At 64.6% G+C, this 15,450-nt stretch carries 13 protein-coding genes; 7 read left to right on the top strand and 6 right to left on the bottom strand.

Going from position 1 to position 15,450, the window contains the following annotated elements; all coding sequences use genetic code 11:
• Window positions 1–73: 73 nt before the first annotated feature.
• Entirely contained in the window at window positions 74–799 is a 726-nt protein-coding gene (locus tag E1N52_RS23660) for a TetR/AcrR family transcriptional regulator (RefSeq protein WP_133185284.1), read from the top strand.
• A gap of 21 nt (window positions 800–820) precedes the next feature.
• Here E1N52_RS23660 and E1N52_RS23655 read toward each other — a convergent pair whose 3' ends face one another.
• The 4 genes from E1N52_RS23655 to E1N52_RS23640 are packed head-to-tail and all read right to left on the bottom strand — an operon-like array spanning window position 821 to window position 5,407.
• Window positions 821–2,305, bottom strand: a complete 1,485-nt coding sequence (locus E1N52_RS23655; RefSeq protein WP_133185163.1) for a chemotaxis protein CheW — start codon at window positions 2,303–2,305, stop codon at window positions 821–823.
• Between the two features lie 11 nt (window positions 2,306–2,316).
• Entirely contained in the window at window positions 2,317–2,868 is a 552-nt protein-coding gene (locus E1N52_RS23650; RefSeq protein ID WP_133185162.1) for a chemotaxis protein CheD, read from the bottom strand.
• Entirely contained in the window at window positions 2,852–3,694 is an 843-nt protein-coding gene (locus E1N52_RS23645; protein WP_133185161.1) for a CheR family methyltransferase, read from the bottom strand. The genes E1N52_RS23650 and E1N52_RS23645 overlap by 17 nt, the downstream gene beginning before the upstream one ends.
• A gap of 15 nt (window positions 3,695–3,709) precedes the next feature.
• Window positions 3,710–5,407 carry a methyl-accepting chemotaxis protein gene (locus E1N52_RS23640; protein ID WP_133185160.1) on the bottom strand — a complete coding sequence of 566 codons (1,698 nt, stop codon included), beginning with the start codon at window positions 5,405–5,407 and terminating at the stop codon, window positions 3,710–3,712.
• Window positions 5,408–6,248: 841 nt separating this feature from the next.
• On the opposite strand from E1N52_RS23640, the gene E1N52_RS23635 reads away from it, so the two are divergent.
• Window positions 6,249–6,644, top strand: coding sequence for a hypothetical protein (locus E1N52_RS23635; protein ID WP_133185159.1), 396 nt, complete (start codon window positions 6,249–6,251; stop codon window positions 6,642–6,644).
• 25 nt (window positions 6,645–6,669) lie between these two features.
• The gene (locus tag E1N52_RS23630; protein WP_133185158.1) at window positions 6,670–7,218 is read left to right on the top strand and encodes a glycine zipper family protein; all 549 of its coding nucleotides are present in this window, start codon (window positions 6,670–6,672) and stop codon (window positions 7,216–7,218) included.
• A gap of 87 nt (window positions 7,219–7,305) precedes the next feature.
• Here E1N52_RS23630 and E1N52_RS23625 read toward each other — a convergent pair whose 3' ends face one another.
• Complete coding sequence (locus E1N52_RS23625; RefSeq protein WP_133185157.1) at window positions 7,306–10,479, bottom strand: transglycosylase domain-containing protein; 3,174 nt, start codon at window positions 10,477–10,479, stop codon at window positions 7,306–7,308.
• Between the two features lie 215 nt (window positions 10,480–10,694).
• Between E1N52_RS23625 and E1N52_RS23620 the strand changes: the two genes are divergently transcribed.
• Both E1N52_RS23620 and E1N52_RS23615 read left to right on the top strand, forming a co-directional pair.
• On the top strand, window positions 10,695–11,027 hold the full coding sequence (locus tag E1N52_RS23620) for a hypothetical protein (RefSeq protein WP_133185156.1): 333 nt from the start codon (window positions 10,695–10,697) through the stop codon (window positions 11,025–11,027).
• A gap of 207 nt (window positions 11,028–11,234) precedes the next feature.
• Complete coding sequence (locus tag E1N52_RS23615; protein WP_133185283.1) at window positions 11,235–11,504, top strand: hypothetical protein; 270 nt, start codon at window positions 11,235–11,237, stop codon at window positions 11,502–11,504.
• Window positions 11,505–11,607: 103 nt separating this feature from the next.
• Here the strand turns inward: E1N52_RS23615 and E1N52_RS23610 are convergent, their stop codons facing one another.
• Window positions 11,608–12,342, bottom strand: a complete 735-nt coding sequence (locus tag E1N52_RS23610; protein WP_133185155.1) for a response regulator transcription factor — start codon at window positions 12,340–12,342, stop codon at window positions 11,608–11,610.
• A 371-nt stretch (window positions 12,343–12,713) separates the two neighbouring features.
• On the opposite strand from E1N52_RS23610, the gene E1N52_RS23605 reads away from it, so the two are divergent.
• Together E1N52_RS23605 and E1N52_RS23600 are read left to right on the top strand one after the other, a co-directional pair.
• A complete protein-coding gene (locus E1N52_RS23605; RefSeq protein ID WP_133185154.1) occupies window positions 12,714–14,015 on the top strand; it encodes an MFS transporter in 1,302 nt (433 codons plus the stop codon).
• A 138-nt stretch (window positions 14,016–14,153) separates the two neighbouring features.
• Window positions 14,154–15,450: MFS transporter (locus E1N52_RS23600; protein WP_133185153.1), on the top strand; the 1,297-nt coding region annotated here is incomplete at its 3' end.

The following is a 15,450-nucleotide window of genomic DNA, read 5'->3' as shown; positions in this document are numbered from 1 at the left end:
AATTTCCTTGTCCGGTGGCGTTTTTTTCGCGGATAATCAATCCCATCCTGACGTAAATTGAATGAAGCTCAATATGGAAGCCGTCGCCCCGAAAGCCGTTCTGCCCGCATCGCGCCGCCAGCCGGCGGGCCGCAAGTCGCAGCAGCGCGTGCGCGAGATCCTGCAGGCGGGGCGCGAAGTGTTCTCGGAAAAAGGGTACGCACGCGCCACCACCGCTGAGATCGCCCAACGCCTCAGTGTGTCCGAGGCGACGGTGTTCAGCTACTTTCGGGGCAAACGGGAGTTGTGCGCGCGCGTGATCGGCGACTGGTATGACGAATCGATCGCCGCGATCGAAGGCGGCCTGCCGCGCGACGGCACCGTGCGCCAGCAGTTTGCATTCATCGTGCGCATGCATCTGCAGTTGATGCTGGAGAGCGGCACCGGCATCTGCGAACTGGTGCTCTCGGAAGGCCGCACGCGGCACCACGATCTAAGCGAAGCGCTCACGGAAATGCAGCGCCGCTACACGGCGCCGCTCATGCGGGTACTCGCGCGCGGCCAGGAAAGCGGACAGATCCGCAACGACCTGCCGCTGCGGCTACTGCGTTCGCTGGTATTCGGGCCCATGGAGCATGTGCTGTGGGACGCGACGCTCGCCAACCGCCGCACGGACATCGACGCCACGGCAGAACGCCTCGTGGACGCACTCTGGTCCGCGCTGCAGCCGCCCAACCTCGAACTCGCCGCGCTCGCGCAGTTCAGCCAGGACGTGGGCGAAGCCGTGCGCCGGCTCGAGCGCGAACGCGCCGCACGCTAGCCGGCGCGCTCTGGCCGTCGATCAGACCGCCGCTTCCTTGGCCACGCGCGCACATAGCGACGCGGGCTCGAGCAGCATCAGCGTGCCCTTGCCCGGCAATTCCACGGCTTCGCGCATATCGGTATTCACGCGCGCGCCGTCGTTGCGTGTGAACGCCTGCGGCAAGGTCAACTGGGCCGATCCGGTCAGCGTCACGATATCCTCGACCGAATCGACAAGCAGTCCGTATTTTTCGTGCTCGTATTCGACGATGAGCACCTTCGCAGCCGCGAGATCCTCATACGGCGGCATGCCGTACATCGCTCGCACGTCGATCACGGTCACAAGCACGCCGCGCAGGTTCAGCATGCCGCGCACGACGCCGGGCAGCCCTGGCGTATGCACGATGTCGTCGCGATAGTCGATCACCTCACGCAGCTGGGCGATGCGCACGCCGATCAACTGGCCAATGCGGAACGTGACGAGCGTTTGCCGCGTGCCCGCGCCGCGTTTTTGCGCCGCCTGCGCAAGAGCGTTTCGATACAGATCGCGATGACCCGCAGCCAGCGCAACGACGCGTTCGTTGGCAAACAGGGCGTCGGCATTCATGAGCAGCACGCCCGCGCTATTTTCGGCCGCCAGATAGCCCGCGAACAGTGAACGCTGCGCATTGCCGCCATAGGCCGGCATGGGCAACAGGTCTTCTTCGCGGTACGCGACGATGCTCGCCACTTCGTCCACCAGCATGCCGAAATGCAGGTCGTTGCGATGAAGCACGACAATGCGCCGCTCGTCCACGCGCGCTTCGTCGCCCGCGCGCGCGAAGCCGAGCAACGCGCTGAAATCGAGCACCGGAATCGTCGCGCCACGCAGGTTCAGCATGCCGATGCAAACCTCGCTGGCCAGCGGCGACTGCTGCAAGGCCGGCACGCGGATGATTTCCTGGATCGCTTCCATCGGCAGCGCGAGCGCCGTGGCGCCCACCTTGAACGATACGTTCTGGCGACGCTGGCCCTGGTGTGCACGCCGCTGCGCCGCGCGCGGCGCCGTTTGTGCGAGTTGCGGCATGTCGCGCAGGCTGAGCAGCACCGCGGGCGCGAGCACCTGCAGAATCCGCTCGCCGCCTTCGAGCTTGAGTACCGCGTCGATCGCCATGGGCGGGCTGCCCTCGGGAACGTCGAGCCTGATGACCTGCTCGCGCGGCACACGCAGAATTTCGCCTGTTGCGTCGAACAGCAGCCCCACGCGTACGCCGGAGGATTCGACGATGGCGACTTTGCGCGCCGCGCTCGTGCCCTCCGCGTTCAGGCGCAGCAACTGCCGCAGATCGACCACCGGAATCAGCGTGCCGCGCAGGTTGAAAAGCCCGAGCAGGTACGGTGGCGCAAGCGGGATCGCAGTGAGCGTCTCGGGCGGGTTGACGACTTCCTGCAAGGCGGCCACCGGCAGCGCCAACTCGGCGCCCGCCAGATGGAACGAGCCGTAGAGCTCGACGTTGGGACCGGCGGCAAGCGTGCATAGACTCATCGGGTGACTCCTTATCCTGCTAACTGCGAGGGAGACTGCGAGCGCGTAGCCGGAGACCGCGGCTCGAGCGAGCGCGAGAAGTGGCGTACGGCGTAGTGTTGCTGCTCGCAGTCGATGGTCAACTGGCGCCCGCACTCGCCGCCCACGTCGACGTGGACGAGTTTCAGGCGCGCATCCGCCAGCATCTGCCGTGCGATGCGAACGTTCAGTTCTCCGATCGGTTCGTGGATGGTTGTGCGGTGATGCATCATGTTCGCGCCGCCCGCGAGCACGGCCTCGATATCGCCTTCGCGCGCCTCGTCCGCGCGCATCATGGCGAGCAGTTTCGGCAAGGCTTCGATCACATACTTGGCCCCGTTGCCCGCCTGCGGAGCGCCGGTTGCGCGCGTGCCTCCCGTAGGCTCGGGCAGCAGACAATGCGCGAGCCCGTAGGTCCCACGCGAGCGCCACAGGAGGCCGATGCCCACGCACGATCCCAGCGTCGCGCGCAGAATCTTCGCCTCCTCCGCGCTGCTCACCGCGATCTCACACATTCGCACCTGCACGTCACGCTGGATGCTCATGTTCACGTTCCTCGTTGCGATAGATGAGCGGCTGCTCGAAGGCGAATCCCGCTGCGACACGGCTCAACGATTCGGATTCGCCCACGATCAGCACGGCGCCTGGCCGCATCGCCCGCCGAACGTTGGCGAGCACGGCCTTCTGGCCTTCGAGATCGAAATAGATCAGTACGTTGCGCAACAGGACCAGATCGAACGGGCCCAGATCGCGCGGCACGTCGTAAAGGTTGTGACGGCGAAAGCTCACGTGCGAGCGCAAAGCCTCATTCACGCTGATGGCCGCAGAGTCGCCGCGGAAATACCGCTGCACGAGTTCCGGCCGCTGCTGGCGCAGGCCCTCCATACTGCGGCCGGCGTAGTTGCCGGCGCGCGCGTTCGCAAGAATGCCGTCCGAGATATCGGTGCCGACGATCGCGTAACGTAGCGAGGGATGCTGCAAACGGAACTCCTCGCACAGCATGGCCGTCGTCCACGCTTCCTCGCCGCTCGACGCCGCCGCCGACCAGATGCGCAAGGGCTCGCCCGATCGCTTCGCAGCCCATCGCGGCAGGAATTCGCGCGCCAGGTACTCCCAGATGCGCGGCGTGCGAAAGAACGACGTCTCGTTCGTCGTCACGAGATCGATGAAGTCGCGCACTTCGTCCGTGCTGCCGTCGAGCACACGTAAATAGTCGCGATAGTCGGGCAGCCCGAGCGTCATGATGCGGCGGCGCAAGCGGCCCTTGAGCATGGTCCACTTGCGCTCGTTCATCGCAATGCCGGTATGTCGGCGCACCTGCTCGAACAGCGCAATACGCACCGGCAGTTCGGCATCCTGATCGATATCCACTACACCCTCCGGTCTTCACACCACGAAGCGCGCCACCGTCGTGTCGAGACCCAGCGCGCCGCCCTTGAGCGACGCTGCCGCGCGCGCGATCGTGTCGCACGCGCCCGCCGACTTCTCGGTTTCCTCGGCCACCTGCTGAATCGCGGCGCTCACTTCGCGGGCCGCGATGAGCTGCTCGTCCGCGCCGCATGAGATTTCCGAAATGGCCTGGGTCGTGCGGCTCACGCCGGCCACGATCTTCTCGAACGCCTCGCCTGCCTGCTTCGAAATTTCGCTGCCCTGCGCCACGCGCTTCACCGACTCGTTGATGAGCTTCGAGATTTCCTTCGTTGCCTGCGAAGAACGCTCGGCGAGCTTGCGCACTTCGTCGGCGACCACGGAGAAGCCGAGGCCGTGTTCGCCCGCGCGGGCGGCCTCGATCGCCGCGTTGAACGCGAGCAGATTGGTCTGGCTCGCGATCTCGCCGATGACCTTGATGATCTCGCCGATATCCTCGGACGAGCGGTTGATCAGCTCCATCGCCTCGATCGATCGTGTCACGGCCTTCGCACCGCGCTCCGCTTCCTGTTGCGTGTCCTTGGCGAGCTGGTCGGCGCCACGCGAGTTGTCGGCGATCGAGTTGATGGAAGCCGTGAGTTCCTCGATCGACGCGTTCATTTCCTCGACCGTCGCGCCGAGCAACTGCGCGCCGCTCGCCACGGTGTCCGCGCGCGCGGCGATGTCCTGCGACGAGTCCTTGAAGGTGCCCGCCGATTCGACCACCTTGCCGATCACGCTCGCGAGGTCGCTCATCATGCCCTTGATGCCGGCGGCCAGCTGGTCGATCGGTTCCTCGCCATGTGCCTCGACCTCGCCCGTCAGGTCGCCGGCGGCCGCGCGGCTCACCACGCCAAGCAGTTTCTCGACCTTGCGTTGGTCGTCCTGCGCGCGGCGCTGCACGCTCTCTTCGAGTTCGACCTGCGCGGTCACGTCGTTGGCAAACTTGATGACTTTGTAGAGCCGGCCATTCACGTCGAAGATCGGGTTATAGGTTGCCTGGATCCAGACCACGCGGCCGCCCTTGGCGACACGCTTGTAACGTCCTGCGTCGAATTCGCCGCGATTGAGCTTGGCCCAGAACTCGCGATAGTCAGGGCTGGCCGCGTACGCCTCCTCGCAGAACAAACGGTGGTGCTTGCCGAGAATCTCTTCGAGGCGATAGCCCAGCGTGTCGAGGAAGTTCTGGTTCGCGTGCAGCACGATGCCGCCCGTGTCGAACTCGATCACCGCCTGGGCCTTGTCGATGGCGCGCAGGCGTCCCTCGTATTCCGCGTGCTGCTGCTTGGCAGCCGTGATATCGGTGGCGAACTTGATGACCTTGTAAGGACGGCCGCTATCGTCGATCACCGGGTTGTACGACGCGTTGATCCAGATCTCGCGGCCGCCGCGCCCCAGGCGCCGGTATTCGCCGCGATCGAACTCGCCGCGGCCAAGCCGCTCCCAGAACTGGCGGTAAGCCTCAGTACGAACATAATCAGGATCACAGAACATTCTGTGATGCTTGCCGCGCACTTCTTCGAGCGTATAGCCGAGCGTCGCGAGAAAATTTTCGTTGGCGTGAAGAATGGTGCCCTGAAGGTCGAATTCGATTACTGCCTGAACACGATTTAGCGCTGCATTCACTGCGCTTAATTCGCGCAATTCGATCTGGCGATCCGGTGTCGATTGTTCCATGGTCTTGCCCTCGTATTGGTTTCGCTTTCGATGCAAATCGGATTGCGGCGTGCCGCCGTCAGGTTCGGGCGATTTCTCTCAGATTTTTTATGGCGCTCGTGGCGCGTGGATGCTGCATCTCTTACCCGTGCATTAACGGCTCACTATTTGGGTAACTTGACCAGGGGTTTGCGCTAAGGCAAACGTTTTCGTTCTGGCCCTTACTTTAGATTAGGCGACGATTTTTCCGCGAGACCCAGGCGCTTCAATCCGAATCCGCATTTAATGAAAAATTGGCAATTGAAATGCCATTTTATGCAATAAACATTGAGAACGTTTTAGATTTGACTTATTCAGTTCTTCAAAAATAAAAATGCGCTTTACATTACGCTTGCGCTCACGAGATCGCACGCTCGACGAGGGATTCCCTTATGCCGCATAGCGACCCTCCCGCTCCGGCGACGAGGCGAGCGTCGACAGCGCCACAAGACAAGCAAGATCCCTATTTATGCCGCAGTCCTTATTAATTTTGAATGCGTACGGCGACGCGCCACAGTGGTGAAGTGCGCACAGTCCATGTCGATCTGACGAAAGACCCTACATCTATCCAATTATTACAAACGGGCGACGAACGCTCGTGCCTCATTGCACGCATTTCCGTGGAATATGGGTCGCGAAGCCAACCGTTGCGCGCCGTACGCGCTCCGGAAGGCCCTTGCGCCCAACCCGCCCAGCGCGTTCTGTAACAACTCGAAAAATCGGCGCAACTCGCGTAATTGCATTGGTTCCGGCAATGTCTTAGCGTTCGATAATTGGCTGGCGCGCGCCGTTGCTCCAGCCTGCCCGTTTCTGGAGATCGTGTGTGAGAAGGTCGAAACTGTTTCTCGGGGCCGCTGCGGCCGCGCTGATCGGCGTGTGCGGCGTAGCACAGGCGGCGCATGTCGGCGTGTATTTCGGTGCCGGCGTGCCGTATTACTACCCGGTCGCGCCCGCGCCCTACTACTACGCGCCGGCGCCCGTCATCGTCGCGCCGCCCCCGCAGGCGCCCGACTATATCGAGCAGGGGCAAGCCGGCGCCCCCGCGATGGACCCGCAGCAGGGCCCCGCCTATGCCGCGCCTGGCGATGCAGCAGGCGACCAGCAGGCAAACCCCGACACCTGGTATTACTGCGACGAGTCGAAAACCTACTATCCCTATGTGAAGCAATGTTCGTCGGGCTGGCGCGCGGTTCCCGCCCAACCGGCGCCTTCGAACTGAATACCTTGAAAATATCGAGCCGCAAATGAAATACACGTATCTCGCGCTACTCGCCACAGCGGGGTTGCTGAGCGCATGCGCCGTGACGCCTACGGGGCCGAGCGTGATGGCCCTGCCTGGCACAGGCAAGACCTTCGACCAGTTCCGCGTCGACGACGCGAATTGCCGCCAGTTCGCCTTCCAGCAGGTGGGCGGCGTCACCGCGAACCAGGCGGCAACCGGCGCGGGCCTGGGCAGCGCCGTAGTCGGTACGGCGCTCGGCGCGGCCGCGGGCGCCGCATTTGGCGGCGGCCAGGGCGCGGCCATTGGCGCGGGTGCAGGCCTGCTCGCGGGCAGCGCGGTGGGCATGGGCAACGCACAGGGTTCCGCGTGGGACGTGCAGCGTCGTTACGACTACGCTTATCTGCAATGCATGTACGCCACCGGCAACCGTATACCGGCGCCCGGCAACATGACGATGTCGCAGCCGCAGCAGTTCCAGGCGCCACAGCAGCAGTTCCAGACAGCGCCGCAACCGCGCTATTTGCCGCCGCCTCCGCCGGGGTCGGCACCTCCGCCGCCGAGCGGATATTGAAGCGGATCTTGACCGCATAAAGAAGAACGCGAGGCTGGCGCATCTGCGCCAGCCTCGCATTTTGCTTTGGATTCCGAATAACCTGAATCAGTGCGCGTCGTCGAATTCGAGCGCCTTGCCGTTCCACACCACGCGGCGCATTTCGCCCGATTGCGGGTCGATGAGCGTCATCTGCTGCGCGGCGTGGACAGGATCGGGCTTCGCGTCGCCATCCGACCCGGACCTCGATTCGAGAAGCGGCTGCAACACCGGTGCGAGCGACTTCAGCAGTTGCACGGACAGCGCACTCGTGAACGTATAGCGCGCCGCGTACGGTTCATGCACCCATGCCGTGAGCGTGCCGTAGAAGCGGTTGCCAATCACGAACACGAAGGTCGCGCTCCGGTTCACCTTGCGCGATTCGATGAGCCGCGCGCCCGGGGCGTACACGTTGAAGCGCTGGTCGCCGGTACCGGTCTTGCCGTACACGGGCAGTGTCTTGCCGTCGGGGAGCGTCATGCCGTCGGCGAGGCGCTTGGCCGTGCCGCCCTCCACCACCGACGTCAGCAACTCGCGCACCACCTGCGAGATTTCCGGCGAAATCAGCGCTTGCGGCGGCGTGGTCGCGTGAACGAAGTGCGTTTCGTAAGGCGTGCCGCGCGCGAAGTCGAGCGACTCGAAGCTATGCGTCGGCAGCTTTTCGCCATTGCTCGAAATCAGGCCGATGAGTTGCGCGAGCGCCGCGGGCCGATCGCCCGAAGCACCGATCGCCGCGCCATACGACGGCGTGATGCTGTCGAACGGATAACCGACCGCGCGCCAGGACTTGCCGATCGCCTCATACGCGCGCAGCTCGATCATGTGGCGAATGCGACGGTTCTGGGTCGCGTGATACTTCGTCTTGAAGAGCCAGCTGTAGGTGTAAAGGCGCGTGTCGCGGCTCTCCTGCTGAACCTGCGCGAGCGTCGCATCCGGGTGCAGGCGCAAGTAATTCAGCAGCCACAGTTCGAGCGGATGAATGCCCGCAATATAACCGCGGTCGTTGAGATTGAATTTGTCAATGGCGTACTTGTCGTAGTAGTGCGCGAGGTCTTCGTCATCGAGCCACTGGAACTTCGTGTTCTTCAGTTGCGCGCGCATCTGTGCATCGAACCACGGCAGTTTGCCGTCGGGCTTCACGCTGCGCAGCACGGTCGCGATGCGCGCCGGGCCCTTGCGCGTGTGCTGCAGCAAGATCGCCAGCGCTTCGTCATTGCTCTTGCCCGCGTAGCGCGTGTAGAAGCGCTTCATGTAAACCTGGCTCTCACCATCGGCGAACTGCGTGAGAAAACGCGTGCGCACGACAGGATCGTCGAGCCATTGTGCCGGCGGCCCGGAAGTCTGGATCATCTCGTAGTGAACGATGTCGCGCATGAGCCGCACGAACACCAGATTCACCGAATGCTGGAACGCGCGGTGCACGGTGAGAATCTGCGCGTTGTCGCTCGACTCGAAATTGTTGAAGCTCTGCGCGCCGCCGCCGGTGTAGAACGTCTCGCCCGGGCTGGCCGAGTACTTGCGCTCAACGGCCGCTTCCAGCATGGAATGCAGCGAGCGGTCGGAGGTCTTCGAGAGATAGTCGATCGCCCAGCGCGTGAGCGCGTCGCTCGGATCGACTTGCGGCAGCATCGCGCGCAACGACTTCGCGTCATCGGCCGCGTACCGCGCGTGCAGCGCGCTCACGATCTGCAGATACGTCACGAGCGTGCGCAGCTTCGCCGTCGACCCCAGATTCAGGCGCGCGCCGGAATTGATGTCGAACGGCTGGTTCACGCTGTCCGTTTGCACGCGCACGAGGTTCTCGCCGCTGCTGCGCTCGAACAGCGTGAAGCTATACGCGATCTTCGAAGGATCGTCGGAGGGGCGCAGCATCTCGAATCCGACCAGACCCGCCTGCCGCGCACCGTCCTTCGTCGCAGCATCGGCAAGGCGGTCGCTCACGGCCTGCTGCACGCTGTCGACGAGCGTGGCCGTGGCAGTGAGATCGAGGCGGTCGAGATCGTAAAGCGTTGTCAGCCCCAGTGCCTGCATGAGCTGGGTGCGCAGCGTCAGCACCGCCTTGCGCTCCACGAATGAAACCGGCGCGCGCTGCGATGGCTTCGAGCGATCGAGCGTCAGCTGCGTGGCGAGCGCTGCGTCGCGCAGCGCCGGCGTAATCACGCCGCCGGCGCCAAGCAGGCGGATATAGCTGTCGGTCAGCTTCGCGAGCGCGTCGTTGTTCTTTTGCAGGAAGTACGAAGGCGCGCGCTGGGCGATCAGCAGCGAGAGCACCTGGCGGAACGCCAGCGCCTGCGCGTCGAGCGTCTCGGGCGTCAGCGGCGCGCGCAGGATGCGATTGACGTCGCGGAAGTCGCGCCCATACCAGGCGGCGAGGCCGTCGCCGAGGCCGTTGACTTCGCCCACACCCGGCTTGGCGGAGAGCGGCACCGAATTCAGGTAGTGCACGAGAATCTGCTGGCGCGCTGGCATCGTCTGCGGGCCGTCCAGATAAGCGCGCAGCGAAGCGGACGCGATCTGGCGCAGCTTCTCCGGCGGCGTGGAGGTGCGGCCGCCCGTCGAGTGCCGGAACTTCTCGATCTGCGTGGCGAGCGTGCTGCCGCCCGGCGTTTGCTGATGCTGGTTCACGAGGCGCGCACCCTGATCGACGAGCGCGCGGCTAAAGCGCCCCCAGTCGATGGCCGGGTTGCGGTTCGGCTGGTCCTGGGCCAGCAGGTATTTGTCTTCGATGAAAAGCAGCGAGTCGCGCACCACGGCCGGCACCGCGTCGAAATTCTCGTACGCGCGCTGCGGATAACGCGTATGGAAGAGCGTCGCACCCGTCGCGTCGCGCAACACGATGCCGGCCTGATCCTTTTCCTCGAACGGCAGGAAAAGCCCCTGGTCGGCGACGGCGATCATGCGATCTGAATCGCGCGCCTGCGCGGCGATCGCGAAACCGCGTTCCGCAAGCCGGTTCTCGAAGGTCGGCAATTGCGCATAGCCGAGCCGCACGTCGTACGGCCCGTTCGTGGTGGGAAAGCGGATGCTGTGGCTCGGCCCGTTCTCGACCGTAAAGCCTATGTCGCGCGTGAGTTCGGAGAGGTAGCGCGCCTGCAGGCGCGACGTGTCGATTTCGATCTGGACGATGCGCGCGATGATGACGAGGGCGGCCAGAAACGCGACGACGAATCCCCACTTGACCCACCTGAAGAGTGAGCCAGCGCCAGCGGCGCGAACAGGAAAGCGTACCGATGGGCGGTTCATGCGTATTCTCCTGACGTCACGTCAGATTTCCAGACGGCACCCCTTAAATAGTCTATCTCGCTCCGTAGGTTCTTGCGCGCCAGTATGTAGGCCTCCGCACTCACGTCGCACTGCCGCAACACAGATGCCCGGCGCGTGACAGTTTTGCGGCAGCACCGTGGCACGGGAGATGCTCCCGATATAATGATTGGCTATTTCGTTGGATACCGAGAAATATGAAGAAGCTTGCCGTGCCCCTTGCCCTCTCGCTCTCGCTCGGCGCGTGCGCGTGGTTTCAGAGCAACCCGGACGCTGGCCAGCCGGTCATCGATTCCACAACCAACCGGTCGGTCCAGGACGTGATCTCGTGCCTGACCGTGGAAGCCTCGCGTCACGGCGCCAGCTTTACCACCTCGCCGCTGCCGCAAGGCCAGATGCTCGAATTCGGCGACTCGAACGTCATCAAGGTTCGCACCGACAATGGTGCGACAACCTACCGCTACTACGCCGGCAAGCGCCACGCCTCGAACCTGTGGATCGAGGGTGCGAGCAAAACCTGCGCGCCTTGAACGTTTGACGGGTCGTTTTTGCCCGGCAGCCGCCGGGCGGCCTTCGTGCCCTTCTATTACAGCCTTTTACATTGATGCGCGCCGTGTAGCGCGATGACACATTTTCGCCGGGCGTTTTAAGAATCGCTTAAGTCTTCGTCCTCATCATCGCTTCACCCAGAAGAAACGAATGCCGCAGGAGGTTCCGTGAAACAGCAAGACCCGCAAATCCAGACGACAGGTCAGGCCGACAGCGAGGCAGCGCCTGGTGCGAAGCCCGCTCGCCGCACCTTGTTGCGCCGCTTGCTGAGCCATCACGAGCTTGCGACGCTCCTGTTGCTGCTGCATGCGCCGATCGACGCGCACGCCAAACCCGAGATTCCGATGCTCAAGGAAGCCGGCCTCGTCGAGCAGGTGCAGGACGACGCCGGTGACCCGCGCATCCGCCTCACGTCGGAAGGCAACGCCGTGCTGCAGGGACTCGGCCTCGCGCGCTGAGGTTGCCGCGCGCGGCGCGCGACGTATCGAACAAGGAAGACGGCGGCACGCCATGCGTGCCGCCGTCTTCTTTTATCGAACTACAGAATCGTAGCGCTTCGCCTCAAGCCGACTCGAGCGTCGCGCCTTCGGCGGCGAGCGCCTCATTTTCGTCCTGCAGGCACAACAGCCGGTAGCCGCTCTTGTACACCGGCTGCAGCCGGAAGCCGTTCGGCGTTTCGATCTCCAGCAGCAGACGCAGTCGCGACACGTGGCTGTCGATCGTTCGGGTCAAGGTATGCAGCTCGCGGCCCCACACCATCGCGTAAATGTGATCGCGCGAGAGCACCCGCCCAATATTCGAGAAGAAGAGCGCAGCAAGCCGGTATTGCGTAGTCGACAGCAGCACAGGCTTGCCGTGCACGCTGACCGCCTGACGCCGCATGTCGAAGCGATAGGGGCCGGCTTCGATCGTGAGGTTCTCGTACCGGTCGGGAAATGCGCGGCGCAGGAGCGCGTCCACGCGCGCACGCAGCACCGCGGGACAAACCGGCAGGCACACGTAGTCGTCGGCGCCGACAGAAAACGCTTTCACCACGCTCTCGTCGGAGGCGTCCTCCGAGACGAACAGCACCGGAATCTGGCTGCCGTTCACGGCCCGCAATGTTCTCAGCAGCTCCGCGCCGGCGATTTGCGAACCCTGCCAGTCGAGCAGGAGCATATCGACGGTCGATGCGGCCAGCGTCCTGCCAAGCAAGAGTGCGTCGCTTGACGGAACGCAGGCGTGGCCGCATTGCGTCAGCACGCGTTCGAGCTGCTGGCGATGGTCGGCGTCGCGCTGGAAAATCGCGATGCGCATGTTGAGCCCCCTGATGAATCGATGATGAGAGCGGGCAATTTTGTGGATATGTGTAAAATCTGCCCATCAGACGAGTCCGAATTCCAGAGCGCTTCGCCGTTTTCCCACAGCGGCGCAGGAGCGTCCTGACGGGCCGCGCATCGGGCAGCTTCCAGGCTCCTGTAGAATCGCGCACTGGCCTGAAGTCGTCGCACGTCCGCCCACCCTCGCGGACGCGCTGTTGCCGTGCCCCACCCTTGCGCCCGCCTATCCGACGACCGCCGCCCCCGCGCCACGCGCGCACCAGGCAAATTCGGCCATCACGGACGTCCACACGCGTTCCGCACGCGCTACATACAACGTCGTACATAACAACACCCTGGTTTTCGGAAATGCAAGCAACAGATATTGGCGTGCGCACGCCTGCCGCTGCGCGCGCGCTCACCCGCAGCGATTACAAGACGCTCGGGCTCGCCGCACTCGGCGGCGCCCTCGAGTTCTACGACTTCATCATCTTTGTGTTCTTCGCGCCGGCTATCGGCCAGTTGTTCTTCCCCGCAACGATTCCCGACTGGCTGCGCCAGCTGCAGACTTTCGGCATCTTCGCGGCAGGCTACCTCGCGAGGCCGCTCGGCGGCATCGTGATGGCGCACTTCGGCGACCTGCTCGGCCGCAAGCGCATGTTCACGCTCTCCGTGCTGCTGATGGCGCTGCCCACGCTCGCCATGGGCTGCCTGCCCACCTACGCGACGATCGGCGTGCTCGCTCCCGTGCTGCTGCTCGCGCTGCGCGTGCTGCAAGGCGCAGCCGTGGGCGGCGAGGTGCCGGGCGCGTGGGTGTTCGTCTCCGAGCACGTGCCGCGCCGCCATATCGGCTATGCATGCGGCACGCTCACGGCGGGCCTCACGTTCGGCATCCTGCTCGGCTCGCTGATCGCCGCGGCGGTCAATCATCACTACGCCCCGGGCGACATCGCCGCGTACGCCTGGCGCATTCCGTTCCTGATTGGCGGGCTGTTCGGCATGTTCTCGGTGTATCTGCGCCAGTGGCTGCACGAGACGCCCGTGTTCGCGGAGATGAAGGCGCGCAAGTCGCTCGCCGACGAAATTCCGCTCAAGGCCGTGCTGCGCGACCACGGCCGCGCCGTGATCGTCTCGATGCTGCTCACGTGGATGCTTTCGGCCGCCATCGTCGTCGTGATCCTCATGACGCCGCCGCTCCTGCAGAAGCAATTCCATCTCGACGCCACCACGTCGCTGCTCGCGAACTGCGTGGCGACGCTCTTCCTCACGGTGGGCTGCGTGAGCGCGGGCGCGCTCGCGGACCGCTTCGGCGCGCGCCGCGTACTGGCCATCGGCGGCATCGCCCTCGCGATCGCGTACTACACGCTGTTCCGCCAGATCGCCGTGGACAGCTCGATGCTCATGCCGCTTTATGCGCTCTGCGGGCTGCTGGTCGGCACGATCGGCGCGGTGCCCTATGTGATGGTGAATGCGTTCCCGCCCGTGGTGCGCTTCTCGGGCATCTCGTTCTCGTACAACGTGGCGTACGCCGTGTTCGGCGGCCTCACGCCGATCGTCGTCGCGCTGCTGATGAAGTCCGCGCCGCTCGCGCCCACGTACTATGTGGCCGCGATCTGCGTGCTCGGTGCGATCACGACGCTGTTCTTCAAGGACGCGCATCGCGAAGAGTAAGCGCTCGGCAGTGCGCGCCGAACACCCACTGAGCGCGCACTGGACGGCCGCCACCGGTCAGGCACCATTTTTTCGATGGCTTCGACGATTCACCTCGCGCTGAAACGTCGAAGCCTGCGAGCGCCCTACCATGGGCGCATGAATACCTCACACCCCACCCCCGTCCATTTCACCCCTGCGCTCACGCGTATCGTCGCGACCGTCAGCGTTGGGTTCGTCGTCACACAACTCGACGTCACCATCGTCAATATCGCGCTCGTCCGCATCGCGACCGACCTCCATGCGAAGGTTGCGGGCCTGCAATGGATCGTCGACGCCTATACGCTCGCCTTCGCTGTGCTGATGCTCTCGGGCGGCGTGCTCGGCGACCGCTACGGCGCGCGCCGCCTCTACGCCATCGGTCTCGTGGTGTTCGCCTTCGCCTCGCTGGCCTGCGGGCTCGCGGCCAACCCGGTCATGCTGATCGCCTCCCGCGCGCTGCAGGGCGCGGGCGCCGCGGCCATGCTGCCCAATTCGCTCGCGCTGCTCAACGAAGCGTGCCGCCACGACCGGGCGCTCAGGGCACGCGCCGTGGGTTTCTGGACCGCAGCCGGCGCGATCTCGATCGCCGCCGGCCCGGTAGCGGGCGGTCTGCTGATCGCGGCGTTCGGCTGGCGCAGCATTTTCCTCGTGAACCTGCCGCTGTGCGCAGCCGGTCTCTGGGCCGCGCTCGCCTGGATTCCCGCGCCGCGCCGCCATGCGCACGATGCCGGCGCCGCAAGCGCCTCCGCCGTGCGCAGCCTCGATGTGCGCGGCCAGCTGCTCGCCGTCGTGGCGCTCACGGCCTTTACGGGCGCCGTGATCGAATGGCGGCCGCTCGGCTTCACGCACTGGGCCGTGGCGGGCGGCTTTGCGCTCGCGCTCGTCGCCGGTTTCGCGTTCGTCTCGCTCGAAGCACGCACACGCGACCCTATGGTGCCGCTCGCCATGCTGCGCAACCGCACGTTCAGCGCGGCGGTGCTATTCGGTATCTGCGTGAATCTCACGTATTACGGCACCGTGTTCGTGCTCGCGCTCTATCTGCAACATGCGCGAGGCGAGACGCCGTTGCAGGCGGGCCTCGCGTTCATCCCGCTCACCGGCGGCTTCCTGCTCTCGAACATCGTGAGCGGCCATGTGGTGGCGCATTACGGCACGCGCCGGCCGATGATCGTCGGCGCGCTGATCGCGGGTGCGGGCTACGCGCTCTTGATCAGCGTGAATGCCTCGACGCCGCTCGCCTACATGCTGCTCGCCTTCCTGCTGATTCCCTCCGGCATGGGCCTCGCCGTGCCGGCGATGACCACGGCCGTGCTCTCCTCGGTCGAGCCGGCGCGCGCAGGGACGGCCTCGGCGCTGCTCAACACGGCGCGTCAGGCGGGCGGTGCGGTGGGGGTGGCGGCGTTCGGCGCGCTCG

This window comes from Paraburkholderia guartelaensis (assembly GCF_004353905.1).
Classification (GTDB): Bacteria; Pseudomonadota; Gammaproteobacteria; order Burkholderiales; family Burkholderiaceae; genus Paraburkholderia; species Paraburkholderia guartelaensis.
The sequence above is the reverse complement of the archived record's forward strand: the minus strand, read 5'-3'. Positions and strand labels throughout refer to the sequence as shown.